Source organism: Pseudomonas mandelii (genome assembly GCF_900106065.1).
Classification (GTDB): Bacteria; Pseudomonadota; Gammaproteobacteria; order Pseudomonadales; family Pseudomonadaceae; genus Aquipseudomonas; species Aquipseudomonas mandelii.
The window spans coordinates 3,511,252-3,537,652 of sequence record NZ_LT629796.1 but is presented as its reverse complement, the minus strand read 5'-3'; the positions used below and the strand labels follow the sequence as shown (position 1 = coordinate 3,537,652).

Genomic DNA, 26,401 nt, shown 5'->3' with positions numbered 1-26,401 from the left:
AGGCGGCAACGCCGATCCAGTGTGGGAGCGAGCCTGCTCGCGATTGGGGCAACACGGTTCAACAGAAAGCAACCCAACAAAAAGCCCCGCTCTTCTCTCGAAGACGGGGCTTTTCTTTACAGCAGCCGGCGCTTAAGGCGCGTAAGTCAGCAACAACTCACTCGGCACTTTGAAGTCCAGCGACATCATCACGCTCAACGCGGTGATGGTGAAGATCGAGAACACGAACAGCTTGCGTGCCCAGACCGTGTCATCGACTGCCTTGTAGCCGGTCCAGGCCATGTACAACCAGTACATGCCCATGGCCGCGGCGACGGCGAGGTAGCTCATGCCGGCGTAGCCGCTGAAGGTCAGCATCAAGGTCGCCACGAGGAACGCCAGGATGTAGAGCAGGATGTGCCGCTTGGCCACTTGAATCCCGCGCTTCACGGGCAACACCGGAATCGATGCGGCCCGGTAATCGTTGAAGCGGAAGATCGCGATGGCGTAGGAATGCGGCATCTGCCACAGGCTGAACATCACCAGCAACGTCAGTGCGGCCATGTCGAAGTTGTTGGTCACGGCTACGTAGCCAATCACCGGCGGCATCGCACCCGACAGACTGCCCACCAGCGTGCCGTGAACCGACTTGCGCTTGAGGTACAGGCTGTAGAAGCCGACGTAGATGACGAAACCGATCACCGCGAACAGCGCGGCCAACGGGTTCGCCACCTTGTACAACAATGCAACGCCGGCCACACCGAGGACGGTCGCGAAGATCAGCGCCAGTTTCAGGGAGATCAGGCCCTGGACCAGTACGCGGTTCTTGGTGCGCTCCATCTTCAGGTCGATGTCGCGGTCGATGCAGTTGTTGAACACGCAACCGGAAGCCACCACCAGGGAGGTGCCGATCATTGCCGCCAGGAAGATGGCCAGATCGACATGCCCTTGAGAGGCCAGGAAAAATCCGCCTGCCACTGAAAGCACGTTACCGAAAATGATCCCCGGTTTGGTGATTTGGATAAAGTGCTTAAAGGACATCCGGACTTACCTCACTTCGCCATCATGAACGTGTGGATGCTGAACATGATCCACAGCGACAGGCCCACCAGCAGGACAATCACGATCGCGGCGAAAACAAATGCAATCACGTTGTTACGCTGCGCGGCCGAACGGTCCAGGTGCAGGAAGTACACCAGGTGCACCAGCACCTGGATCACGGCGAATGCCAGGACGATCATCAGGGTGATCGACTTCGGCAGCGTCGGGTACATCACCAGCGCAAACGGGATGACGGTCAGGATCACCGACAGGATGAAGCCGATCGCGTAGGACTTGACGCTGCCGTGGCCGGCGTCGTGGCTGTCATGGGAGTGTGTGTTAGCCATTTACATAGTCCCCATCAGGTAAACAACGGTGAATACGCAGATCCACACGACGTCCAGGAAGTGCCAGAACAGGCTCAGGCAGCTCAGGCGGGTCTTGTTGGTCGACGTCAGGCCATGCTTGTTGACCTGATACATCATGATCGCCATCCAGATCAGACCGCTGGTCACGTGCAGACCGTGGGTACCGACCAGGGTGAAGAACCCGGACAGGAAGCCGCTGCGGCTAGGGCCGTAGCCTTCGGCGATCAACACGTGGAACTCGTTGATCTCCATGCCGATGAAGCCGGCACCGAACAGGAAGGTCATGGCCAACCAGCCCAGGACCTGCTTCTTGTTGCCCCGGTAGAACGCCAGCATGGCGAAGCCGTAGGTGATCGAACTGAACAACAGCAGAGCGGTTTCGCCCAGCACGTACGGCAGTTCGAAGATGTCGTGGCCCGACGGGCCACCGGCGACGTTGTTAACCAGTACCGCGTACACCGCGAAGATCGACGCAAACAGAATGCAGTCGGTCATCAGGTAGAGCCAGAAACCGTATACGGTCATCTCGCCCGAGTCGTGGTGATGGTCATCGTGCCCATGTCCATCGACATGGGTGTGTCCAGCATTGGTCACTAAGTTCGACATGGTTTAAGCCTGTTCCAACGAGGTTTCAACACGGGTGGCGGTGGCCGGGATTTTCCCTGCCGCGACCAGACGCTTGTGCTGCTCGGCTTCGATGCGTTCGATCACATCGACCGGCACCATGTAGCCTTGATCGTCACGTGCAGCGTGGATCACGAAGTAGATGACAGTGCCAGCCAGGCTCGCGATTGCCAGCCACCAGATGTGCCAGATCATCGCGAAACCGAACACGGTCAACAACGCGCCCATCACCACGCCAGTGGCGGTGTTGTTCGGCATGTGGATCGGCTCGTACTTGGCCGGAGCGCGGTACGCAGTACCGTTTTCCTTGGCTTCGGTGAACGGGTCGATGCAGTCGGCTTTCGGCAGCACGGCAAAGTTGTAGAACGGTGGTGGCGACGAGGTCGACCATTCCAGAGTGTGGGCATTCCACGGATCACCGTGTTCGCACATGTTCTCTGGCTTGTTGCGGTCACGCACACTGACGTACAGCTGGATCAGTTGGCAGGCGATGCCGACAGCGATCATCACCGCACCGAACATGGCGACATACAGGTACGGCACCCACTCAGGGTTGGTGGTGGCGTTCAGGCGACGGGTCATGCCCATGAAGCCCAGTGCATAGAGCGGCATGAACGCGACGAAGAAGCCGCTGATCCAGAACCAGAACGCTGCCTTGCCCCAGCCTTCGTGCAGCTTGAAGCCGAACGCTTTCGGGAAGTAGAAGGCGAAACCGGCGATGTAGCCGAATACCGCGCCGCCGATGATCACGTTATGGAAGTGCGCGATCACGAACAGGCTGTTGTGCAGTACGAAGTCAGCACCCGGGATGGCCAGCAATACGCCGGTCATGCCGCCGATGGCGAAGGTCACCATGAAGCCCAGGGTCCACAGAACCTGGCTGGTGAAACGCAGACGGCCCTGGTAAATGGTGAACAGCCAGTTGAATAGCTTCACCCCCGTCGGGATCGAAATCAGCATCGTCGCCAGGCCGAAGAAGGCGTTGACGTTGGCACCCGAACCCATGGTGAAGAAGTGGTGCAGCCAAACCATGAAGCCCAGTACCGAGATCGCGCCGGAAGCGTAGATCATCGAGTGGTGGCCAAACAGTTTCTTGCCGGTGAAGGCCGAGATGACTTCCGAGAAAATGCCGAATGCCGGCAGGATCAGGATGTACACCTCAGGGTGACCCCACGCCCAGAACAGGTTGACGTACATCATTGGATTGCCACCAAGTTCATTGGTGAAAATGTGGAAATCCATGTAACGGTCAAGCGTCAGCAGTGCCAGGGTAGCGGTCAGGATCGGGAACGAAGCCACGATCAGGACGTTGGCCCAGGTGCAGGTCCAGGTGAAGATCGGCATGTCCATCAGTTTCATGCCAGGGGTACGCATTTTCAGCACGGTGGCCAGGAAGTTGACCCCCGTCAGCGTTGTCCCCAGACCCGATAGCTGTAGCGCCCAGATGTAGTAATCCATCCCCACGCCCGGACTGTATTGCAGGCCCGACAGCGGCGGATAGGCAACCCAACCGGTCTTGGCGAATTCGCCGACGCCCAGGGACAGGTTGATCAGCACCACGCCGGACACCAGCAGCCAGAAGCTCAGGGAGTTCAGGAACGGGAAGGCAACGTCACGCGCACCGATCTGCAGCGGCACTGCAAGGTTCATCAGGCCGGTGAAGAATGGCATCGCCATGAAGATGATCATGATCACACCGTGGGCGGTGAAGATCTGGTCATAGTGTTCAGGCGGCAGGTAGCCAGGCGAACCCTCGGTGGCCATGGCCAGTTGGGTACGCATCATGATGGCGTCGGCAAAACCGCGCAGCAGCATGACCATGGCGACGATGATGTACATCACGCCGATTTTCTTGTGGTCGACCGACGTCAGCCACTCGGTCCACAAGTAGGTCCACTTCTTGAAGTAGGTGATTGCAGCGAACAGTGCCAGACCACCGAGCGCGATCATGGCGATGGTTATCATCACGATCGGTTCGTGGAACGGGACCGCTTCCCAACTTAATTTACCAAACATCGTTTACTCCTCTGCCCCGGCAGCTGAATGCGAGTTCATGTCCATTCCTTGCGTAGCGGCCACTTCTTTCTCTTTCTTCTCGTGCTTCACCTTAGGACCCGGTTTCATGCCTTCGTACTTGTCGACGATGGTCTGGAACAGGTTCGGCGTCACCGAGGAGTAGAGCTCGACTGGGTTGTTCTGGCTCTGCTTGGCAAGGGCTGCGTACTCAACTTGTTCAAGCTGCTTGGGTGACTTTTTGACTTCACTTACCCAGGCGTCGAAATCTTCCTGGGAAGTTGCGATCGCTTTGAATTTCATACCGGTGAAACCCGCGCCGCTGTAGTTGGCGGAGATACCGTCCATTTCAGCGTTACGGTCAGCGATCAAGTGCAGCTTGGTCTGCATGCCCGCCATCGCGTAGATCTGGCCGCCCAGGCCCGGGATGAAGAACGAGTTCATCACGGCGTCGGAGGTGATCTTGAAGTTGATTGGCGTGTGCGCCGGGAACACGATCTTGTTGACCGTGGCAATGCCTTGTTCCGGGTAGATGAACAGCCACTTCCAGTCCAGCGCGACCACTTCGATGGTCACAGGCTTGACGTCGGATTGAATCGGACGGTACGGGTCCAATTCGTGGGTCGAAATGTAGGTGATGTAACCCAGGGCAACGATGATCAGGACCGGGATGGTCCAGACGGCCACTTCGATTTTGGTCGAGTGAGACCATTTCGGGGTGTAAATGGCGTCCTTGTTAGAGGCACGGTACTTCCAGGCGAACAGGAAGGTCATGACGATAACCGGCACCACGACCAACAGCATCAGCAGCGTGGCGGTGATGATCAGGTTTCGCTGTTCCAGGCCGACCTGGCCCGTGGGATTGAGCAAGGTCATGTTGCAGCCTGACAGCAACAACGTGCCGAGCAGCGGCAATAAGCCTAGTAGTCTGGGGTACCTGTTTTTACTCATCTCACGACCTCTAAAGCAGCTTGCGCAATGCAGTTGGGTTTTGATCGCCAACACTTCACCCTGCCAAGGGTTGGCATTTTTCTTGGATTGAATAAGGGCTGCCCGTCGCGCGTCAGACGCTGTTCGACAAATCCTGGGCTAGCGGTAAGTTCTTATTCGAATTCGTGGTCAAAGGCCTTGTTACAGACCAATTCCATTTGGTGCGGATAGTTGGAAGGCTCCGACACCTGGGAGTCGCACGAAGCGTTCAAGCCCCTCGACGCCCTGTTTTCCTGCTCAAGGTGAGCAGTGCCGGAATTCAGTGCGGGCGATTGTAGATACGTAGCGACTCATAAACCATGTCTCATCCCGAAATAATTTTTATCCATTCCAGCAACAATCATTAACGGATTTTGCAAAAGTGCGGCATCTTATCGAAATTAATTCTCAACAAAAACACCAAAATTTGTAGGTCTACAGGGCGCAGTTCAGACAGCTATCGGGGCTGACGCAGACACTTCGACGGTGCCCTAGCCCCTACAAGACAAGGGCTCTGGCGATTTGCCAGCCGCTGTTAAAACTGTCTGTTTGCGTGCGATGGCCAATAAATCGGCAGACGCCTGAGTAGGCCAATTTTGTTGCCAAGCCATACACCGACTCTGCCCGTTGAAATGCCTTGCGACAGTCACGCTGTGACAACATGTCGCACACGTGTCGCACCCTTTCTTGTCGCACATCACGGACTTTTTATTTGTCCCTTGAAATGCAAAACGCCCCGGCCCTCTTGATGAGGACCGGGGCGTTTTTTCACGTTATCCGCACGAGTGGCGGATGACCTCAGCGCAGTGCTTTGCGGTTACGCGAAGTGAGCAGCGGCACCAGCACCACGATCAGCACGAACGCCACCAGCGCCCACTGCGCCAGCGACAAACCGAGGATCGGCGGGTATGGCGTGGAGCAGAAACCGTCGACCTGAAAGCCCAGCGGGAAAATCTTCGCCAGCGGCAGGCCATCGACAATCGGTTGCAGCACATCGATGCCACAGCTGACCGCCGGGTAGAACTGGGTGTAGACGTGATGCCCGGCCACCGCGACACCGGCCAGTGCGAAAATCACCACCAGGGTTTCAAACACCGTGATGCTACGGCGGGTGCGCATCGCCGCGCCAATGAAGGCAAACAGCGCAATCAGCAACAGCGCGTAACGTTGCAGGATGCACAGCGGGCACGGCGCCTCGCCCAGCACAACTTGCATGTACAGCGCGCCACCGATCAGCGCCAGGCAGATGATGCCCAGCAACACCAGGTAGCGCCGTTCACGTCCCAACCGCATTGTTTCCTCGCTCATCGCGTTTCCCTTTTATGCTCGTGGATCAGCTCGCCGGCGGCTGCGCTTGCAGCTGCTGCATCAGGCTGATGTTGTCTTCGATATGCCAATTGGCCGCGATGCGACCGCTTTTGATCTGATAGATATCGGTTGCCCGGAAGTCTACACGCTGACCCTGACCTTTGAGAGCCTTGAACGGACCAGTGAAGTGACCGCGAAAGTGCAAATGCACTACCACCCGGTCGCCAGCAATGATCATTTGCTCGATCTCGCAGCTCAGGTCCGGCACCGCCGTGCGGAAAAACTTCGACGCCAGCAGCGGCCCGGTCGGCCCCTGGACCCGGCCTTCAGGCGGGGTCATGTCGATGAACTGCTCCGACAAGGCCGCCTTGGCCAACGCCTCCTCCCCGCTGTTCCAGAAACTACCGTAACGACGAGCTGCCAATTCCATCGCATCACGTTGCGCCTTGGGCAGGCTCTGATCGACGATCAAGGTCTGCGGCTGGAGCAAGGCGGATTCGGCGAACGCGAAAGGGCTGGCCAGTAACGCAGCCGATAGAACGAGATGGGAGAAGGTGAAGTGAGTCATGGGGCGATCCTGATCATGTAAACGAACGAGCGCCTATCATCAGCATCGGGGAATAAACGATAAACCGGTTAAGAACGGATTAACTTTTAAGGGATTTTTACGAATCGGGACCGCGGCGCGTCTATCGCGGGCAAGCCCCGCTCCTGCAGGTTTTGTGTTGTTCGCGCGATTGCGCAACGATACAAAACCTGTAGGAGCGGGGCTTGCCCGCGAAGCAGGCGACTCGGTCTCCCGAGTCGCCGCAAACAGTTACTCCAATGCCGAAGCCGGCCCAAAGAACTCGTAACGGCTCTGCTTCTCCGGCACACCCAACGCCTTGAGGTGACGCTTGATTGCCGCCATGAACCCTTTCGGCCCCAGGAAGTAAGCATCCAGATCGCGCTGCTCCGGCAGCCACTCGCCCAGTTGCTCGCGGCTCAACAGCCCGACCGTGTCGGCCGCCGGGCTCACGCCATCATCTTCGGCGTAGCAATAGAAGCGTTTGAGTTGCGGGTGACGCTCGGCCAAGCCATCGATCCAGTCGCGGAATGCATGAACGCTGCCGTTACGCGCGCAGTGGATAAAGTGCACCGGCCGTTCGGTGGCCAGCGCCGCTTCCAGCATCGCCAGCGTTGGGGTGATGCCGACACCACCGCTGATCAGCACCAGCGGTTTGTCACTGGCGGTCAGGGTGAACTCGCCCGATGGCGGGAACAGCTGGATGCTCGAACCAACGTGCAACTGATCGTGCAAGTGGTTGGAGGCGCGGCCACCGGTTTCACGCTTGACGCTGATGCGGTACTGGCCCTTGTTGGCCAACGCCGACAGCGAGTAGTTACGACGGATCTCTTCGCCATCGAGGATCAGTTTCATGCCGATGTACTGGCCCGGTTCCGCTGCCAGAATCGCGCCTTTGTCGGCAGGTTCGAAGTAGAACGAGGTGATTTCCGCGCTTTCCTCGACCTTGGCCGCCACGATGAATTCCCGCGCCCCGCGCCAGCCACCGGGGGCCTGTTCCTTCTGATCGTAAATGCTGGTTTCGGCGCCGATCAGGATGTCGGCCAACTGACCGTAGGCCGCGCCCCAGGCACTCATCACCTCAGGGGTGGCAATTTCTTCGCCCAGCACTTCGGAGATCGCACGCAGCAGGCAAGTGCCGACAATCGGGTAGTGCTCCGGCAGGATTTGCAGGGCCACGTGCTTGTTGATGATCTTGGCGACGAGGTCGCCCAACTGATCGAGCTGGTCGATGTGGCGCGCGTACATCAGAACACCGTTGGCCAGGGCGCGCGGCTGATCACCGCTGGCCTGGTGGGCCTGGTTGAACAGCGGGCGCACTTCCGGGTATTCCGAGAGCATCATGCGGTAGAAGTGAGTGATCAGCGCTTCGCCACCGCTTTCCAGCAACGGCACGGTGGATTTGACGATGGCACGGTCTTGAACGCTAAGCATAAAGTGACTCCTGGGCTACTTTGGATTGCTAACTGATGACCCTAGGGTTATCACTTTCCATGCCAACTATTTAACCCTTTAAAAACAATAACTTATAAACACAGTAGTCATATCGACACACGCTGGCTTATAGTCATCCCGACTACACGGAGTCACTATGACTGCAAAATCCTTGCTTACCGCCCTGCTACCGCTGGTCTCCGACCTGTCCCGCGAACTGCCCGAAGGCGAGCGTTATCGACGCCTGCTCGAAGCCATGCGCGCCCTGCTCCCCTGCGATGCCGCCGCCCTGCTGCGCCTGGATGGCGAGTGGCTGGTGCCGCTGGCCGTCGACGGGTTGAGCACCGACACCCTGGGCCGCCGTTTCAAAGTCAGCGAGCACCCGCGTTTCGAAGCGTTGCTCAGCAGCCACGGCCCGACGCGGTTCGCCGCCGACAGCGACTTGCCGGACCCTTACGACGGTCTGGTCGACGGCCTCGACGAGCATCTGGAAGTTCACGATTGCATGGGCTGCCCGTTATTCATCGACGAGCGTCCCTGGGGCTTGCTGACCCTCGACGCCCTCGACCCGGAAAAATTTGAACCCATCGAACTGGACGCCCTGCAAGCCTTCGCCAGCCTCGCGGCGGCCACCGTCAACGCCGCCGAACGCATCGAACGCCTGGCCAATCGCGCCGAAGACGAGCATCAGCGCGCCGAGGTCTACCGCCAGGCCAGCGGCCAGCAAAACCGCGAGATGATCGGGCAGAGCAAGACGCATAAACGCCTGGTGGAAGAGATCAGCCTGGTGGGCGGCAGCGACCTGACCGTGCTGATCACCGGGGAAACCGGGGTCGGCAAGGAATTGGTCGCGCAGGCGATTCACGCCGCTTCGCCAAGGGCGGACAAACCGATCATCAGCCTCAACTGCGCCGCCCTGCCAGACACCCTGGTGGAGAGCGAATTGTTCGGCCATGTGCGCGGCGCCTTCACCGGCGCCACCAGCGATCGACGCGGCAAGTTCGAACTGGCCAATGGCGGCACGCTGTTTCTTGATGAAGTCGGTGAACTGTCCCTGACCGTGCAGGCCAAGTTGTTGCGGGTGCTGCAAAGCGGTCAATTGCAGCGCCTGGGGTCGGATAAAGAACATCAGGTGGACGTGCGCCTGATCGCAGCGACTAACCGCGACCTGGCCGAAGAAGTGCGCAGCGGCCGCTACCGTGCCGACTTCTATCACCGCTTGAGCGTATACCCGCTGCTGGTACCGGCCCTGCGCGATCGCGGGCGCGATGTGTTGCTGCTCAGCGGTTATTTCCTGGAACAGAACCGCTCGCGGATGGGCCTTAACAGCCTGCGCCTGAACAGCGACGCGCAAGTGGCATTGCTGGCATACGACTGGCCGGGGAATGTGCGGGAGCTGGAGCACTTGATTGGTCGCAGTGCCTTGAAAGCGCTGGGTAACTGCAAGGTACGGCCGAAGATTCTGAGTTTGAGTGCGGCGGATCTGGATTTGCCCAATGGCAGCATCGAAGTGGTCGCCGAGCAACCGGCGGCGGCCCCGATGGCATTGGTGTCGGGGGATTTGCGAGAGGCTACCGAAAATTATCAGCGCCAATTGATCAGCGCTTGCCTGGAACGGCACCACGACAACTGGGCAAGCGCGGCGCGCGAGTTGGGCCTGGATCGGGCGAACCTCGGGCGGATGGCCAAGCGCCTAGGGATGAAATAACCCCCCCACTGTGGCGAGGGAGCTTGCTCCCGCTCGGCTGCGAAGCAGCCGCAAAACCTGAAAATGCGGATATTCTGATAACACACATCACCTGATCGGGAGTGCTTCGCACTCCAGCGGGAGCAAGCTCCCTCGCCACAGGGTTCGCCGTTGGGCCGGGAATGGGTATTTAGCCTAAAGCCTGCCCCCAACAAGTCGATAACCCGGCATCAATAGTTTTTGGCGACTTTTTACTCGCCCATCACCTTTTTCCACAGAAGGTTTTTATGTCCACCACCAAAGCCCGCGCAGACTCACTTTCGCTTCTGCTGTTTACCTTGCGCAGCGGCAAGCTGATGGCAATCAACCTGCTGAAAGTCAGCGAAATCATCCCCTGCCCGCCGCTGACCAAGCTGCCGGAGTCGCACCCACACGTCAAAGGCATTGCCACCCTGCGCGGCGCCTCGTTGTCGGTGATCGACCTCAGCCGCGCCATCGGCGAGCGGCCACTGGAAGACCCGAATGGTGGCTGCCTGATCGTCACCGACGTCAGCCGCTCCAAACAGGGCCTGCACGTTCAGGCCGTGAGCAAGATCGTCCACTGCCTGACCACCGACATCCGCCCGCCGCCCTTCGGCTCCGGCGGTGTGCGCTCATACATCACCGGCGTGACCTCGGTCGACGGCACCCTGGTGCAAGTGCTGGACATCGAAAAGGTCATCCACGGCATCGCCCCGGCGCAGATCGAAATGGCCCCGACCGAACTGAGCATGGAAGACGCCGAAGTGCTGGGTAACGCTCGGATCCTGGTGGTCGACGACAGCCAGGTCGCGCTGCAGCAATCGGTTCACACCTTGCGCAACCTCGGCCTGCAATGCCACACCGCCCGCAGCGCCAAGGAAGCCATCGACTGCCTGCTGGACCTGCAAGGCACGGCGCAGCAGATCAACCTGATCGTCTCGGACATCGAAATGTCGGAGATGGACGGCTACGCCTTCACCCGCACCCTGCGCGAGACGCCGGACTTCTCGCACCTTTATGTGTTGCTGCACACATCGCTGGACAGCGCGATGAACAGTGAGAAAGCGCGTCTGGCCGGGGCCAACGCGGTGCTGACCAAGTTTTCCTCACCAGAACTGACCCGGTGCCTGATCGAAGCGGCGAAGGCCGTCGCCGAACAAGGTCACTGAGTCATGACCGAACGCTTTTGCTTGCTGATGCGGCGCAACCTTGCCGAGACGGTGCCCGCAATCACGTGGCCGGTCGGCATTGAATTGATCGAGTACCGTCCCGAAGTCGCCCAAGCCGTCCATCACGTGATGGAACTGGGTCACCTGGAAGGCGGTGGTCGTGTGCCGGAATTGGCGATCTGGCAGCGACGTTTTGAAACCGATCCTGAATACGACCCCACGCTCTGCTTCATCGCTCAAGATGCCGAAGGGATCGTCGGCGTGGCGCAGTGCTGGACCAGCGCCTACATCAAGAAGTTGATGGTGCACCCACGGGCACAGCGACGCGGGCTTGGCCGCGCATTACTGCTCCACGCGTTCCAGGTGTTTCAGGCCCGCCGGGAAGGTTATGTGGATTTGAAAGTACTGGAAGACAACCTTCGGGCGCAGCGGCTGTATGAAAGCGCCGGAATGTATGTAGTCCGCCGAGAATTGGTCCCAGTCTGATACACCGCCATCGCGAGCAAGCTCGCTCCCACAATGTTTTTTGTCGTACACAACATCGGTGTCTGGTGAAGATCTACTGTGGGAGCGAGCCTGCTCGCGATGGGGCCGACACATTCAACCCAATACCATCAGGCATACTCCCCCCCTCGGCCAACTCAATGCCCAAGGATGCCTGACCCATGAAAACCGCCACCCTGACCTTGCTCTGCCTTACCGCCCTCGCCCCCCAAGCCCACGCCTCCAGTCCCGACGCCTGGGCCGCCTACGACAAAGCCGTGCTCGCCAGCTGCACCAAAGCCAGCGGCCTGAAAAACGCCAAACCCGTCGGCACCGCCGCGCAGTTCGACGACCGGGTCGACTACACCGCGCTCCTGATGCAAGGCCAATACCCGCAAAAACACATGAAAGGCCAGCAAGGCACCGAACTGTGCCTCTACAACAAAAAGAGCAAAACCGCCTACGTGACCGAATGGGACTCCATCCGCCCCACCGCCAAAACCCAGTGACTGGCGCATAACTTGCTTCGACCCGAGCCTTCGCGGTGTCTTTCTGGCGCCGTTCCATGCCCTCGGAAGCGACCGGCCGCTCAATGAATACGACATTTTCCTGCGTAGGTTGCGGCAAATGCTGCAACGACCACCACGTGCCCCTGACCCTGGCCGAAGCCCGCATGTGGGCGGCCGACGGCGGTCAGGTGATCGTGTTGGTGGAAGGTTTCCTCGGCAACGGCCTGGGCCTTCCCGTGCAGCAACGCGAACACGCCGAACGTCGCTCAGCAGTGGTTCGAAGCGGCACGTCCGAGGCTTACGTGGCGATCACTTTTGCCGCCTACAACGTCGGTCCCTGCCGGAATCTTGACGAAGACAACCTCTGCCGAATCTACGAACGCCGCCCGCTGGTGTGCCGCATCTACCCGATGGAAATCAATCCGCACATTGCGCTGAACACCGCAGTGAAAGAATGCCCGCCCGAATCGTGGGAACAGGGGCCGGACTTGATCATCGGGGGTAAGTTGGTGGATCAGGAACTCGCGGGATTGATCCAGCGTTCGCGTCAGGCGGATCGCGATGACATTCAGACCAAGGATGCGATTTGCGGGCTGCTGGGGATTCGGACGACAGCGTTGAAGGGGGATGGATTTACGGCTTATCTGCCGGATATGAAGGCGTTTGCCGCGGTCATCGACCAGGTTGCCGCGCAGCCGCTGGCGGGCTCAGGCAGTGATTGGCAGTTTCATGTGTCAGGGGAAGATATCGCCGTGCAAGTGCAGGCGGCCGGGGCGATGGTGGCGACGGAAGTGCCGGTGAACTATGCGTTTATTTCGTTGCGGGTGGCTTGATTCCAGGGCTGTTCAACCTGTTATGGCCCCTTCGCGAGCAGGCTCGCTCCCACCATTGATCTGCGTCGTACACAAAATCTGTGTCCTGTTGAGATCTACTGTGGGAGCGAGCCTGCTCGCGAAGGCGATTGATCAGGCACTGCAGCGTTTGAAACTCAGCGCTTACCCATCGACCGACGAGTCCCTGGAGGCGCAGCCCCTGGCGTCTTGGTATGGCCATTCTTCGCGCCATTCTTGTACCAAGGCTGGCTGGCATTCTTCGCAGCGGCCAAATCACCCGGTTTGAACGGGAACTTGAACGCCGGGATCGCGGCTTTGGTTTCGCTGTCTGCGCTGGAGTCGACGCTGTCTGGCAGGTCTGCCGGGTCGTCGCTCAAAGCGTCGGCAACCGGCGGTTGTGTCGGGGAAGTCATGAAAGCTCCGGGGTGATGCAAAAAGTCGGGCCCGGTCAGCGAGCCGCGAAAGAGCGGCAGTATACCTGTGTCCAGAGCCGCAAGCTTCACGCCGCAAGCGAGTCCGTCGGGTTTTGTGCCAATCGCGAGCAACCCCCGCACCTGTGGGAGCGAGGCTTGCCCGCGAAGAACGATCACGCGGTCAATCAGACCGAACGCTATCTACCGGGGAACCTCAACCCTATCCAACACCCGATTCACCGCCAACTCCGCCAGCATGATGACCTGCTGAATCGCCATCAGCGTATGCCGCTGCGGCCCCTCCAAACTCGTCGCAAAATCACTGCTCATCACACTCGCTGATGCCAAAGATTCACAGGCATGGGCCAACAGACTTTCAGAATCAACATCAGGATCGACCACAAACATCGTGCTCGGCCGGCGCGGTTTTTCGATGTAGCGCTCGGGGGGATCAAGGTAGTAATCGAGCGCGCGCTTCATGGCTTCGTGGTCTTTGATGAGCGATTCGGCCTGGGTGGTTTCGTCGCGGGGTGTGGTGGTGTTGATGGGTGGATCGGGGATTAACTTATCCATGCAAATTTCCTTTTGATGTTGGAGCCATCAATTTCCGATCTCACTCGGAGCAGAGGTGGCAGCTATGTGCGGTGTGAGATTACCGGCAAAAGGAACCCGGCCAGACCGAAGTCTGCCCGCACACAGCCGCCATAAAAAACTTGCAGGCAGCGGATAAGCTGGCGGCAATTATGGGGGGCCTTGCGCTGGTTTCCAATTGTTCAGCCGGAATCTCACTCCCGGTCGCTGAGTTTTCAGCGACAGCCAAAGGTTAGAGAACACGCTTCCTACCCGGCAACCTGAAAAATGCGTGGGAAAACGCTGTGTTTTTTACACATCTTTCAACACACAAAAATGGATCGCGGACCGTCCCGGGCGGCATTCCCACGCGGGGCGTAGGGAACGATCAATCGGGGGCAGTAGAGAGAAAATGGTCGGCTGGCAGACCGCTATCGCGAGCAGGCTCACTCCTACAGTGGAACGATGCACGTCTGCAAGAAATTGGTCGGCTGGCAGGTCGCCTTCGCGGGCAAGCCTCGCTCCTACAGTGGAACGATGCACGTCTGCAAGAAATTGGTCGGCTGGCAGGCCGCCTTCGCGGGCAAGCCTCGCTCCTACAGTGGAACGATGCACGTCCGCAAGAAATTGGTCGGCTGGCAGGCCGCCTTCGCTGGCAGGCCAGCTCCCACAGGGAATGATCTACATCTGCAAGTGATTGGTCGGCTGTTAGGCCGCCTTCGCGGGCAAGCCTCGCTCCTACAGTGGAATGGGAGTACCTGCAAAATATTGGTCGGCTGGCAGGCCGCCTTCGCGGGCAAGCCTCGCTCCTACAGTGGAACGATGCACGTCTGCAAGAAATTGGTCGGCTGGCAGGCCGCCTTCGCGGGCAAGCCTCGCTCCTACAAGGGGTTCGGTGTACACGCTTCGCTTTTCACCACTCATTAGGCCGAGCGTTAGCTCGCCTGCTTTTGATCTTGATCTGCCCGCCCCTTCGGGAGGCTGAGTGGAGGCGTTCATCTGGGGGTGGGCGCGTAGCGCCGTGCGGCGAAGCCGCACACATCGAGAGGAGGTCGAAGCGAAGCCGACCGGAGGCGATGCCCCCAGATGAATGCCGGAGCGAAGGAACGCCGAGCCCAGGCGAGGGGCCGGACGCTGGGGCGAAGCGTTTTGGTTCCTTTTGGGCGTTTGCAAAAGGGACTCGCTGTAAGAGCGAAACCGCCAGCAGCCGTTACCGCAGGAATGGATATGTACACCATCAACAGGAGCATGGTCGGCTACCAGGCCGCCAAGCCCAAACTGACAGCGCCGTCAGTTAGCAGTCACCTTCCTGACCGCCGAACAGGTTTATAAAGGAAGGTATAAACCCGACCCGACTCCCGACCACCTAGCCCGGCGCCCCCACTCGCATGCGAACCCAGAAAAAAACCGCCTTGATCGCAGGCCTGCTGATCGCCCTGGCAGCGAGTGGCGCGTGGTACGCCACCAAACCCGCCACCGCCAAACTCGCCGCGCCCACAGCGATCCCGGTTCGAGTCATCAGCGTCACCGAAAAAGACGTCCCCCGCTACGTCACCGGCATCGGCTCGGTCCTGTCCCTGCACAGCGTCGTAGTCCGCCCGCAAATCGACGGCATCCTCACCAAAATCCTGGTCAAAGAAGGCCAATTGGTGAAACAAGGCGACCTGCTCGCCACCATCGACGACCGCTCGATCCGCGCCAGCCTCGACCAGGCTCGGGCACAACTCGGCGAAAGCCAGGCGCAACTGCAAGTCGCGCTGGTCAACCTCAAGCGCTACAAACTGCTCAGCGTCGATGACGGCGTATCCAAGCAGACCTACGACCAGCAACAAGCCCTGGTCAACCAGCTCAAAGCCACCGCCCAAGGCAATCAAGCGTCAATCGACGCCGCTCAGGTGCAGCTTTCCTACACCCAGATTCGCTCCCCGGTCACCGGCCGCGTCGGTATTCGCACGGTGGACGAAGGCAACTTCCTGCGCATGACCGACACCCTGGGCCTGTTCACCGTGACCCAGATTGACCCGATCGCCGTCGAGTTTTCCCTGCCGCAACAAATGCTGCCTACCCTGCAAGGCCTGATCGGCGACCCCGAGCGCGCACAAGTGAAGGCCTATATCGGCGCCGACACCGACGGCGAAACCGGCAACCTGCTGGGCGAAGGCCACCTGACCCTGATCGACAACCAGATCAACGCCAACACCGGGACCATCCGCGCCAAGGCGGAATTCACCAATCCCGGGCAGAAGCTCTGGCCTGGCCTGCTGGTGACGGTAAAAATTCAGACAGCCCTGGATAAAGATGCGCTGGTGGTCCCGCCCACTGTCGTACAGCGTGGCCTCGATCAACATTTCGTGTACCGCGTCAACGGCGACAAGGTCGAAACCGTCACCGTACAAATGGTCTACCAAGGCAGCGGCCAGGACATCATCAAAGGCGTAAAACCGGGTGACGTGCTGGTCAGCGACGGCCAGTCGCGGCTCAAACCCGGCTCGACCGTGCAGGTAATGACCGAGCCGCCGCAAGTGGTGCAATCGGAGTCGAAGCCATGAAGGGCCACGGTTCTGTCTCAGCCTGGTGCATCGATCATCCGGTGGCGACGATCCTGCTGACCTTTGCCCTGGTGTTGCTCGGCGTCATCGCCTTCCCGCGCCTGCCGATTGCGCCGCTGCCGGAAGCCGAATTCCCGACCATTCAAGTCGCCGCACAATTGCCCGGCGCCAGCCCCGAAACCATGGCGTCGTCGGTGGCCACGCCGCTTGAAGTGCAGTTCAGCGCCATCCCCGGCGTGACCCAGATGACCTCGAGCAGCGCCTTGGGCTCGACCAACCTGACCCTGCAATTCACCCTCGACAAAAGCATCGACACCGCCGCCCAGGAAGTGCAGGCCGCAATCAACACCGCCGCCGGCAAGCTGCCCAAGGACATGCCGAACCTGCCGACGTGGCGCAAGGTCAACCCGGCCGACAGCCCGGTGCTGATTCTCAGCATCAACTCAACCTTGATGCCCGGCACCGAACTCAGTGACTTGGTGGAAACCCTGCTCTCGCGTCAGATCAGTCAGATCGACGGCGTAGGCCAAATCAACATCACCGGCCAGCAACGTCCGGCAATCCGTGTTCAAGTCTCGGCCGACAAACTCGCGGCCATCGGCCTGACCCTGGCGGACATTCGGCTGGCGATCCAGCAAACCAGCCTCAACCTGGCCAAAGGTGCGTTGTACGGTGAGTCGAGTATCTCGACACTGTCGACCAACGACCAATTGTTCCACCCCGAGGAATACAACCAGCTCATCGTTTCCTACAAGGACGGTGCCCCGGTTCACCTCAAGGATGTCGCTAAAGTCGTCAACGGTTCGGAAAATGCCTACGTTCAGGCGTGGGCCGGTGATCAACCCGGGGTGAACCTGGTGATTTCCCGGCAGCCGGGCGCCAACATCGTCGAAACCGTTGATCGCATCCAGGCCGCCCTGCCCGGCCTCGAAGCCATGCTGCCGGCCTCGGTGCAGGTCAAGGTGCTGGTCGACCGCACCCAGACCATCCGCGCCTCCCTGCATGAAGTGGAAATTACCCTGCTGATCGCGATCATGCTGGTGGTGGCGGTGATGGCGCTGTTCCTGCGCCAATGGTCGGCGACCCTGATTGTGTCCGCCGTACTGGGCGTGTCGCTGGTCGCCAGTTTCGCCCTGATGTACATCATGGGTTTCAGCCTGAACAACCTGACGCTGGTGGCAATCGTGGTGGCCGTGGGGTTTGTGGTCGACGATGCGATTGTGGTGGTGGAGAACATTCACCGCCACCTGGAAGCCGGCGACGGCATGCGCGAGGCGGCGATCAAGGGTGCCGGCGAGATCGGTTTTACCGTGGTTTCGATCAGCTTCTCGCTGGTGGCGGCGTTCATTCCGTTGCTGTTCATGGGTGGCGTGGTCGGGCGGCTGTTCAAGGAATTCGCCCTGACCGCGACTTCGACCATCATGATTTCGGTGGTGGTGTCGCTGACGCTGGCGCCGACCCTGGCCGCGCTGTTCATGCGCGCCCCGGTGCATCACGCCCACAGCAAACCCACGTTTGGCGAACGCTTGCTGACAGGTTATGAAAAACTGCTGCGCCGTGCCCTCGCCCACCAGAGACTGATGATCGGGGTTTTCTTTCTGTCACTGGGCCTGGCGGTGGCCGGTTACATCTTTATTCCCAAGGGGTTCTTCCCGGTGCAGGACACCGGTTTTGTCCTCGGCACCACCGAAGCCGCCGCCGATATTTCCTACGGCGACATGGTGAAAAAACACCTGGCGATGGCCGAAATCGTCGCCGCAGACCCAGCGGTTGCGGCGTTTTCCCACTCGGTCGGGGTCTCGGGCAGTAACCAGACCATCGCCAATGGCCGCTTCTGGATTTCCCTGAAAAAACGCGGCGACCGCGACGTCTCGGCCAGCCAGTTCATCGACCGGATCCGTCCGAAACTGATGAAAGTCCCGGGCATCGTGCTCTATCTGCGCGCCGGCCAGGACATCAACCTCAGCTCCGGCCCGAGTCGCGCCCAGTATCAATACGTGCTCAAGAGCAACGACGGCGCAACGCTCAGCACCTGGACCCAACGCCTGACCGAAAAACTGCGCGCCAACCCGGCGTTCCGCGACATTTCCAACGACCTGCAACTGGGCGGCAGCATCACCCACATCAGCATTGACCGCAGCGCCGCCGCGCGTTTCGGCCTGACCGCCAGTGATGTCGATGAAGCGCTGTACGATGCGTTCGGCCAACGGCAGATCAATGAATTCCAGACCCAGATCAACCAGTACAACGTGATCCTGGAACTGGACACCCAGCAACGCGGCAAGGCCGCAAGCCTCAATTATTTCTACCTGCGCTCGCCGCTGAGCGGGGAAATGGTGCCGTTGTCGGCCCTGGCGACATTCGATGCGCCAACGGTTGGCCCGTTGTCTATTGCTCACGACGGCATGTTCCCGGCCGCCAACTTGTCGTTCAACCTGGCGCCCGGCGTGGCGTTGGGCGATGCGGTGATCATGCTCAATCAGGCCAAGGCCGACATCGGCATGCCGGCCGCCATGAGCGGCAACTTCCAGGGCGCGGCGCAAGCGTTCCAGAGTTCGCTGGCCAGCCAGCCGTGGTTGATCCTGGCGGCGCTGGTGGCGGTGTATATCATTCTCGGCGTGCTCTACGAGAGCTTCGTCCATCCGTTGACCATTATTTCAACGCTGCCATCGGCGGGGCTTGGCGCCGTGATAATGCTGTGGATCTGCGGCCAGGACTTTTCGATCATGGCGCTGATCGGGCTGGTGTTGCTGATCGGCATCGTCAAGAAAAACGGCATCCTGATGATCGACTTCGCTCTCGATGCCCAGCGCAATCGTGGCTTGCCGCCGGAAGAGGCGATTTACCAGGCCTGTATCACGCGGTTCCGGCCGATCATCATGACCACCCTCGCCGCCCTGCTCGGCGCCCTGCCGTTGATGCTCGGCTACGGCACCGGCGCCGAACTGCGCCAGCCATTGGGCATCGCGGTGGTCGGCGGCTTGCTGGTGAGCCAGGCGCTGACGCTGTTTACCACTCCGGTCATATACTTGTGGCTTGAGCGGCTTTTCCATAAGCCCAAACCCGCACCGATGCCGGCGCTGGCAACCACAGACTGAGGCGGGGTCATGCGCGTTCTGATTATCGAAGACGAAGAAAAAACCGCGGACTATCTGCACCGCGGCCTGACGGAACAGGGTTACACCGTGGACTTGGCGCGCGACGGCGTCGAAGGCCTGCACCTGGCGCTGGAAAGCGACTACGCGGTGATCGTCCTCGACGTCATGCTGCCGGGCCTCGACGGCTTCGGCGTATTGCGCGCGCTGCGTGCGCGCAAGCAAACCCCGGTGATCATGCTCACCGCCCGCGAGCGGGTCGAAGACCGCATCAAAGGCTTGCGCGACGGGGCCGACGATTACCTCGGCAAGCCGTTTTCCTTCCTCGAACTGGTGGCGCGCCTGCAAGCGCTGACCCGGCGCAGCGGCGGCCACGAACCCGTGCAAGTGAGCATCGCCGACCTGTGGATCGATTTGATCAGCCGCAAGGCCACCCGCGCCGGCACCCGCCTGGACCTGACCGCCAAGGAGTTCTCGCTGCTCAGCGTTTTGGCCCGTCGGCAAGGTGAAATCCTCTCGAAAACGGCGATTGCCGAGATGGTCTGGGACATCAATTTCGACAGCGACGCGAACGTCGTAGAAGTCGCGATCAAACGCCTGCGGGCCAAGCTCGACGGGCCGTTCGACGAAAAACTGCTGCACACGATCCGGGGCATGGGTTATGTGCTGGAGAGCCGCGGTGTCCAGTAATTCGATTGCCCTGCGCCTGAGCGGGATGTTCACGCTGGTGGCGCTGCTGGTGTTCCTGTTGATCGGCTGGGCCTTGTACCAGCAGGTCGACAAAGGCCTGGGTTTGCTGCCCGAGGCGGAGCTGGACGCGCGTTACAGCGTGCTCGAATCCACCGTCGGGCGATATGGCACGCCGGAGCATTGGGTGAAGATCAACAACAAGCTCAAGTTGCTCGGCGAAGAAGACAAGCGCATCAGTTTCTGGATCATCAGCGGCGACCCTCATTACGAATACGGCAACCTGACACCGCAGATCCGCGCCTTTGCCGAAGGGCCCCTGGGGATGCGCGACATGACGTTGCCGGACCAGCCTTATCCGCTGAAAGTGCTGGTCAGCCAGTTCCCGGCCAAGGATCAACGGCCGCCGCTGCGTTTCATGATCGGTATCGACACCGAGACGTTTTTCCAGACCCAGCATCATCTGCTGATCGCGCTGATCAGCCTGGCAATTATTGGCGTGTTGCTGGCCTCGGCGCTGGGTTATTGGGTGGCGCGAATTGGCCTCAAACCCTTGATCAAGTTGTCGCAGGAAGCCCAACGCCTGGCACCGCCGTTGCGTTCCGGGCGTTTGCGCTTATCGCCGCTGCCGCCGGAGCTCAATCAGTTCGTCAATTCGTTCAACTCCACACTGGAGCGGGTCGAGCAGGCCTATTCGCGGCTTGAGTCGTTCAACGCCGACGTCGCCCACGAACTGCGCTCGCCGCTGACCAACCTGATCGGCCAGACCCAGGTCGCGCTGACCCGTGGACGCTCGGCGGAACACTACTTCGAAGTGCTGCAATCGAACCTCGAAGAGCTGGAACGGCTGCGTTCGATCATCAATGACATGCTATTTCTTGCCAGCGCGGATCAGGGCAGCAAGGCGACCAAACTGACTTCCACCTCGCTGGCCGACGAAGTGGCCACGACTCTGGAATACCTGGATTTCATTCTTGAGGATGCGCAGGTTCAGGTGCAGGTCAGTGGAGATGCGCAGGTGCGGATCGAGATTGCGCATCTGCGCCGGGCGCTGATCAATTTGCTGAGTAACGCGGTGCAACACACCGGGCCCGGGCAGGTGATTGAGGTGCGGATCGAGGTCGAGGAGCACCAGGTGAGCATCGGCGTGGCCAACCCCGGGTCGCCGATTGCCAGCGAGCATTTGCCTCGATTGTTCGAGCGTTTTTATCGCGTCGACGCATCGCGCAGCAACAGCGGGAATAACCATGGGCTGGGGTTGGCGATCGTCAAGGCGATTGCGCTGATGCATGGCGGTGATGTGTTTGTGCGCAGTGATCACGGCATGAACACCTTCGGCATCCACCTCCCGGTCTAGACCCTTCCCTGTGGCGAGCGAGCTTGCTCGCGCTGGGCTGCGTAGCAGCCCCAAATCAGCCACTCAGGTTCCTCAGGAAAATCGGGGGGGTGTTTGCGACTGCTGCGCAGTCGAGCGCGAGCAAGCTCCCTCACCACAAAAGCCATTTCCCGCTGCCGGCTACTGTTGCTTTTAGCGCAACAGTCCTTTCATGAATCCGCTCTTTTTCCCCTGTCCAATCCCCCTTATCTTTGCCGCACCAAACAGCACTTGCCAAGCAAGAAGGTTTTAAAGATGTCCAACACTATGGGTATTGCCAGCGCTTTCGTTTTGTCCTCTTTGTTCCTGTCTCCGTTCGCCGTGGCTGAAGAATCGCCGGCCTTCGTCGCGCACAATGCCGCACGCGCCGCTTCGTATGAAGAGCATCAGGGCGAAATGACAGCCAAGGCTAAAGAGGCTGCGCAAACCCCTCAAGCATCAATGTCTTCAAGCCAACCACGGGTTGAGAAAGACAGCTGATCCGACTCATTTGCTCCTTTTCCCTCGACACTTTTCATCGGCTCTTCCCTTTGAAAAGTTGTCTTCAAAGCCGCTGCTATCAGCGGCTTTTTTTCGTTGTGGTTTAAACGCCGTCCAGTTCGTCTTCACTGACAAGAAACATTTTTCACTTCAAGAGCATGAAGTGTTTAGTTGACCAAGGAGCTTTACCGCAAGTGCGTTTCCCTCTCCGTTTCAACCCGCTGTTCATTGCAATCGCTGCAACGATGACCCCCGCCGCCTACGCCGCCGACGAATCCAGTCAGGAAGGTTTTGTCGAAGGTTCGAGCCTCAACCTTAATGTCCGTAACTACTACATGAACCGCAACCGCCTGCAGCAGACGGACGACAACATCGAGTGGGGTCAGGGTTTCCTCGGTCTCTTTGAATCGGGCTTCACCCAGGGCACCGTCGGGTTCGGCGTTGATGCCCACGCCATGCTGGGGCTCAAGCTCGACGGCGGTGGCGGCACGGATGGCTCGAGCATCCTGCCGATCAGCGATGGCAACGGCAAAGCGCCTGGGTCGTTCTCAACGGCGGGTGGCACGCTCAAAATGCGTGCTTTTGATACCGAGTTGAAGGCCGGCGACCTGTTCCTCGCCAACCCGGTGATTGCCGGCGGCGAAACCCGCATGTTGCCGCAGACCTTTCGTGGGGTCAGCCTGACCAACCACAGCTTCGACGGCTTCCTGATCGAAGGTGGCCAGGCGAGCTTCACCAAGCCGTACAACCAGAGCGGTCACACCCGCATCGGCACCTCCTACGGCAGCCTGGCAGACGGTGACGACAGTCAGCACCTGAACTGGGCCGGTGTGGCGTGGAGCGGTCTGCCGGGGTTGACCAGCAGCCTGTACGCCTCCGAACTCAAGGACATCTGGAACCAGTACTACTACGACCTGGATTACACCTACGCGCTGAACGACCTGGTCAGCCTCAACCCGGGCCTGCATTTCTATCACACGCAAGACACCGGCGATGCGCTGCTGGGTCACATCGACAACAACGCCTACAGCCTGCATTTCACCGTCGGCGTGGGCTTTCACAGCGTTACGGCGGCGTATCAGCGAGTCAACGGCAACACGCCGTTCGACTACATCAGCCAGGGCGACAGCGTCTTCCTCGACAACTCCCAGCAGTATTCTGACTTCAACGGCCCGAACGAGCGCTCGTGGAAACTCAAGTACGCCTACGACTTTGCCGGTCTCGGCCTGCCCGGCCTGACCTCGGCGCTGTCCTACTCCCGAGGCGAACTGGACCTGACCAAAGTCGATCCGGACAGCCGCGGCTACGCCTCGTGGTACAGCGCCGACGGCAAAAACGCCAGGCACTGGGAGCGCGACATCGATCTCAAGTACGTGATCCAGGGCGGCAAGGCCAAGGATCTGGCGGTGCGCATGCAATGGGCCACCAACCGCGGTGGCAATGGCTATGGCGCGCTGGATCAGGACACCGATGAATACCGGGTGATCGTCGACTACCCGCTCAATGTCTTCTAAGCTTCACTAAGCAAAAGGCCAGCATTTTTTTGCTGGCCTTTTTTTTATCCGGCATTTATACAAGCGCTCTGGACGCGACCGGTTTCTGGAACTCTGCCCGATTCTTGTAAAAAACTTTTATAACGCCTTATTTGCAGAAGTCAGAACCATGAGTGTGAGCAATGAGAAATCTCAACATCCGATCAGCTCGACACGATCGGAGCAACTTCTGACTCTCGGCAGTGTGCTGTTGGTGATTGCGATATTCAGCATTGTGACCTTCCTGCTGATCCGTGAACGCGCCAACGCCGAGTTGTCCGCCGCTCGCGCCGCCAACAACATCGTGCAATTGATCGACGCCGATGTGCTGCGCAATGTCGAACTCTATGATATTTCCCTGCTGGGTTTGATCGCCGCCTCCCGGCGAGAAGATCTCAAGAGCGTTTCTCCCACCATTCGCCATCTGGCCTATTTCGACCGCGCCACCGCCGCGCCGTACAAGGGCGACATTTTGTTGCTCGACAACAAGGGCGACGTGATCGCCGACTCGGCGTCGGTGGAACCCAGGCAAGGCAACTACGCTGATCGCGAATACTTCCAGTCGCACGTGAACAACCCGGCCCCGGGCATGTTCATCAGCCCGCCCTTCCGGGCCAGGTCGGCCGAACACGATTGGCGTATCAGTTTCAGTCGACGGGTGAGCGGCTCCCAGGGTGAGTTTCTGGGGGTTGCCGAAGCCGCCATGCGCTTGAGTTACTTCGATCAGTTGTTCAACAGTTTGAGCATCGGCCGCGACAGCACGGTCAATCTGATCAGCAAGAACGGGATTCTCCTGGCCCAGCAACCACGCCTGGCCGAAGAGCTGATCGGCAAGGATTTCAGTAACCGCCCCAATTTCCAGCGCATCGTCAAAGAAGGCAACGGCAGCTTCACCAGCATGTCCGATCTATACCGTGACAAACGCCTGTACACCTTTTCCAAGGTCGGAAATTTGCCGTTGATCGTCATCGTTGCACTGTCCAGTGATGAAGTCTTTTCGGCCTGGAAACGCACTGCAGTGGTGGTCAGCTCTGCAACCGCTGCCTTGTGCGTGAGCCTGCTGTGGCTGACGTGGGTGCTGCGCCGGGAATTGCGCCGGCGTCACAATGCCGAACACGAACTGGCGCAACTGGCCGCCACCGATGCGTTGACGGGGCTGGCCAACCGCCGAACGCTGGATCAGGCCCTGCGCCATGAATGGTTTCGCGCTCAACGTTCCGGCATGCCTTTGTCACTGATGATGATTGATGCCGACCATTTCAAAGCGTTCAACGACCGCCATGGCCATCAGGCCGGCGACGAAGCGCTGCGCTCGCTGGCCAACGTTATCAGCGCCCACGTGCGACGACCGGCGGACCTGGCTGCCCGTTATGGCGGCGAGGAGTTTTCGGTGATCCTGGCGGAAACCGATAGCGCCGGTGCGCGGCAGATTGCCGAAAATATCCGCAAGGCCGTTGAGCAGTTGCCGCTGGTTGAGGGAGCTGATGGGCCGATGACTGTCAGTATCGGGATCAGCACCTGGACGACAGCGACGGATATCAGCCTGGAGAGTTTGCTGTTTGCGGCGGACAAGGCGTTGTATCAGGCCAAGGAAAACGGACGGAATCGGGTGGTCGACACGGCTTGAAATCTGCGGTGTCGCTACTGGCCTCTTTGCGGGCACGTCGGATCGCCGCACCGCCCGCGCCTACAATGGCGCTCGGTCTACCTCTTTCCCGCGGGCATAAAAAAAGGCCACCCGAAGGCAGCCTTTAAAAACTAGAGAGGTTTTTGACTTACACGGCCGCTACGGGACGCATGTAAGAGATCGGTGCAGTGCTGGCGTCTTCGAAAGTCACGACTTCCCAAGCATCTGTCTGCTCAATCAACTTGCGCAGCAGCTGGTTGTTCAATGCATGTCCGGACTTGAAGCCCTTGAACTCACCAATCAGGCTATTGCCCAGCAGGTAGAGGTCACCAATTGCATCGAGGATCTTGTGCTTCACGAATTCGTCTTCATAGCGAAGGCCGTCTTCGTTCAGTACACCATCCGCGTCGACCACAATAGCGTTTTCAACGCTGCCGCCGAGTGCGAGGTTGTGCTTGCGCAAGTACTCAATGTCACTCATGAAACCAAAGGTACGGGCGCGGCTGACTTCTTTTACGAACGAAGTGCTGGAAAAATCCACGCTTGCACTTTGTGTGCGGTTACGGAAAACCGGGTGATCGAAATCGATCTCGAAACTCACCTTGAAGCCTTCGAAAGGGACGAAAGTGGCGCGCTTGTCGCCGTCTTCCACTGTCACTTCCCGCAGGATCCGGATGAACTTCTTCGGTGCGTCCTGTTCTTCCAGGCCGGCCGATTGAATCAGGAATACGAAAGGTCCAGCGCTACCATCCATGATCGGGACTTCGGACGCGGAGAGCTCGACGTAGGCGTTATCGATGCCCAGGCCAGCCATGGCCGAGAGCAAGTGCTCCACCGTATCCACTTTGGTGTCGCCACTGACCAATGTGGTCGACATCGTGGTTTCACCAACGTTTTCCGCGCGGGCAGGAATCTGCACCACAGGGTCGAGGTCGGCACGAACAAACACAATGCCGGTGTCGATAGGTGCAGGCTTGAGGGTCAGGTAAACCTTCTCCCCGGAGTGCAGGCCTACACCTGTAGCACGGATAATATTTTTCAGTGTGCGTTGTTTAATCATGGCTTGGGCC

General features: G+C 59.4%; 24 protein-coding genes. 13 read left to right on the top strand and 11 right to left on the bottom strand.

Annotated elements, in window-relative coordinates:
- Positions 1 to 132: 132 nt before the first annotated feature.
- The 8 genes from cyoE to hmpA form a co-directional block, all read right to left on the bottom strand.
- Positions 133 to 1,020, bottom strand: coding sequence for a heme o synthase (gene cyoE / locus BLU63_RS16295; protein WP_010458052.1), 888 nt, complete (start codon positions 1,018 to 1,020; stop codon positions 133 to 135).
- A gap of 11 nt (positions 1,021 to 1,031) precedes the next feature.
- Positions 1,032 to 1,367 (bottom strand): cytochrome o ubiquinol oxidase subunit IV, encoded by a 336-nt coding sequence (gene cyoD / locus BLU63_RS16290; RefSeq protein WP_010458054.1) that lies wholly within the window; start codon positions 1,365 to 1,367, stop codon positions 1,032 to 1,034.
- Complete coding sequence (locus tag BLU63_RS16285; RefSeq protein ID WP_010458056.1) at positions 1,368 to 1,994, bottom strand: cytochrome o ubiquinol oxidase subunit III; 627 nt, start codon at positions 1,992 to 1,994, stop codon at positions 1,368 to 1,370.
- A gap of 3 nt (positions 1,995 to 1,997) precedes the next feature.
- Positions 1,998 to 4,028 carry a cytochrome o ubiquinol oxidase subunit I gene (gene cyoB / locus BLU63_RS16280; protein WP_010458058.1) on the bottom strand — a complete coding sequence of 677 codons (2,031 nt, stop codon included), beginning with the start codon at positions 4,026 to 4,028 and terminating at the stop codon, positions 1,998 to 2,000.
- A 3-nt stretch (positions 4,029 to 4,031) separates the two neighbouring features.
- Positions 4,032 to 4,976 (bottom strand): ubiquinol oxidase subunit II, encoded by a 945-nt coding sequence (gene cyoA, locus BLU63_RS16275; protein ID WP_010458061.1) that lies wholly within the window; start codon positions 4,974 to 4,976, stop codon positions 4,032 to 4,034.
- A gap of 816 nt (positions 4,977 to 5,792) precedes the next feature.
- Positions 5,793 to 6,302 carry a disulfide bond formation protein B gene (locus BLU63_RS16265; protein WP_042932579.1) on the bottom strand — a complete coding sequence of 170 codons (510 nt, stop codon included), beginning with the start codon at positions 6,300 to 6,302 and terminating at the stop codon, positions 5,793 to 5,795.
- 25 nt (positions 6,303 to 6,327) lie between these two features.
- Entirely contained in the window at positions 6,328 to 6,870 is a 543-nt protein-coding gene (locus tag BLU63_RS16260) for an ester cyclase (protein WP_083375784.1), read from the bottom strand.
- Positions 6,871 to 7,119: 249 nt separating this feature from the next.
- Entirely contained in the window at positions 7,120 to 8,301 is a 1,182-nt protein-coding gene (hmpA, locus tag BLU63_RS16255; protein WP_010458067.1) for an NO-inducible flavohemoprotein, read from the bottom strand.
- Positions 8,302 to 8,458: 157 nt separating this feature from the next.
- On the opposite strand from hmpA, the gene norR reads away from it, so the two are divergent.
- The 5 genes from norR (at position 8,459) to BLU63_RS16230 (ending at position 13,003) form a co-directional block, all read left to right on the top strand.
- The gene (gene norR / locus BLU63_RS16250; protein WP_083375783.1) at positions 8,459 to 10,009 is read left to right on the top strand and encodes a nitric oxide reductase transcriptional regulator NorR; all 1,551 of its coding nucleotides are present in this window, start codon (positions 8,459 to 8,461) and stop codon (positions 10,007 to 10,009) included.
- A gap of 266 nt (positions 10,010 to 10,275) precedes the next feature.
- Positions 10,276 to 11,178 carry a chemotaxis protein CheV gene (locus BLU63_RS16245; RefSeq protein WP_010458072.1) on the top strand — a complete coding sequence of 301 codons (903 nt, stop codon included), beginning with the start codon at positions 10,276 to 10,278 and terminating at the stop codon, positions 11,176 to 11,178.
- A gap of 27 nt (positions 11,179 to 11,205) precedes the next feature.
- Positions 11,206 to 11,664: a GNAT family N-acetyltransferase gene (locus BLU63_RS16240; RefSeq protein ID WP_083377268.1), complete on the top strand. Its 459-nt coding sequence runs from the start codon at positions 11,206 to 11,208 to the stop codon at positions 11,662 to 11,664.
- Positions 11,665 to 11,843: 179 nt separating this feature from the next.
- Positions 11,844 to 12,170: a hypothetical protein gene (locus tag BLU63_RS16235; RefSeq protein WP_077749378.1), complete on the top strand. Its 327-nt coding sequence runs from the start codon at positions 11,844 to 11,846 to the stop codon at positions 12,168 to 12,170.
- Positions 12,171 to 12,253: 83 nt separating this feature from the next.
- The gene (locus BLU63_RS16230; protein WP_083377267.1) at positions 12,254 to 13,003 is read left to right on the top strand and encodes a YkgJ family cysteine cluster protein; all 750 of its coding nucleotides are present in this window, start codon (positions 12,254 to 12,256) and stop codon (positions 13,001 to 13,003) included.
- Between the two features lie 155 nt (positions 13,004 to 13,158).
- On the opposite strand, the gene BLU63_RS16225 is transcribed toward BLU63_RS16230, so the two are convergent.
- Both BLU63_RS16225 and BLU63_RS16220 read right to left on the bottom strand, forming a co-directional pair.
- Complete coding sequence (locus tag BLU63_RS16225; protein ID WP_083375782.1) at positions 13,159 to 13,416, bottom strand: hypothetical protein; 258 nt, start codon at positions 13,414 to 13,416, stop codon at positions 13,159 to 13,161.
- A gap of 201 nt (positions 13,417 to 13,617) precedes the next feature.
- Entirely contained in the window at positions 13,618 to 13,989 is a 372-nt protein-coding gene (locus tag BLU63_RS16220; protein ID WP_083375781.1) for a DUF6124 family protein, read from the bottom strand.
- 462 nt (positions 13,990 to 14,451) lie between these two features.
- On the opposite strand from BLU63_RS16220, the gene BLU63_RS16215 reads away from it, so the two are divergent.
- The 8 genes from BLU63_RS16215 to BLU63_RS16175 all read left to right on the top strand — a co-directional run bounded on the left by BLU63_RS16215 (position 14,452) and on the right by BLU63_RS16175 (position 25,331).
- Entirely contained in the window at positions 14,452 to 14,913 is a 462-nt protein-coding gene (locus tag BLU63_RS16215) for a hypothetical protein (RefSeq protein WP_083375780.1), read from the top strand.
- 461 nt (positions 14,914 to 15,374) lie between these two features.
- Positions 15,375 to 16,535 (top strand): efflux RND transporter periplasmic adaptor subunit, encoded by a 1,161-nt coding sequence (locus BLU63_RS16205; protein ID WP_083375778.1) that lies wholly within the window; start codon positions 15,375 to 15,377, stop codon positions 16,533 to 16,535.
- On the top strand, positions 16,532 to 19,633 hold the full coding sequence (locus tag BLU63_RS16200) for a multidrug efflux RND transporter permease subunit (RefSeq protein WP_083375777.1): 3,102 nt from the start codon (positions 16,532 to 16,534) through the stop codon (positions 19,631 to 19,633). Before BLU63_RS16205 ends, BLU63_RS16200 begins: the two co-directional genes overlap by 4 nt.
- A gap of 9 nt (positions 19,634 to 19,642) precedes the next feature.
- Positions 19,643 to 20,320 carry a heavy metal response regulator transcription factor gene (locus BLU63_RS16195; protein WP_007916978.1) on the top strand — a complete coding sequence of 226 codons (678 nt, stop codon included), beginning with the start codon at positions 19,643 to 19,645 and terminating at the stop codon, positions 20,318 to 20,320.
- Entirely contained in the window at positions 20,310 to 21,674 is a 1,365-nt protein-coding gene (locus BLU63_RS16190; RefSeq protein ID WP_077748987.1) for a heavy metal sensor histidine kinase, read from the top strand. The genes BLU63_RS16195 and BLU63_RS16190 overlap by 11 nt, the downstream gene beginning before the upstream one ends.
- Positions 21,675 to 21,947: 273 nt before the next feature.
- Complete coding sequence (locus tag BLU63_RS33620) at positions 21,948 to 22,172, top strand: hypothetical protein (protein WP_010458093.1); 225 nt, start codon at positions 21,948 to 21,950, stop codon at positions 22,170 to 22,172.
- Between the two features lie 194 nt (positions 22,173 to 22,366).
- Positions 22,367 to 23,686 (top strand): OprD family porin, encoded by a 1,320-nt coding sequence (locus BLU63_RS16180; protein WP_083375776.1) that lies wholly within the window; start codon positions 22,367 to 22,369, stop codon positions 23,684 to 23,686.
- Between the two features lie 148 nt (positions 23,687 to 23,834).
- Positions 23,835 to 25,331, top strand: a complete 1,497-nt coding sequence (locus tag BLU63_RS16175) for a sensor domain-containing diguanylate cyclase (RefSeq protein ID WP_077748989.1) — start codon at positions 23,835 to 23,837, stop codon at positions 25,329 to 25,331.
- Between the two features lie 148 nt (positions 25,332 to 25,479).
- Here BLU63_RS16175 and lpxC read toward each other — a convergent pair whose 3' ends face one another.
- A complete protein-coding gene (gene lpxC, locus BLU63_RS16170) occupies positions 25,480 to 26,391 on the bottom strand; it encodes a UDP-3-O-acyl-N-acetylglucosamine deacetylase (protein ID WP_008147525.1) in 912 nt (303 codons plus the stop codon).
- Positions 26,392 to 26,401: the final 10 nt, after the last annotated feature.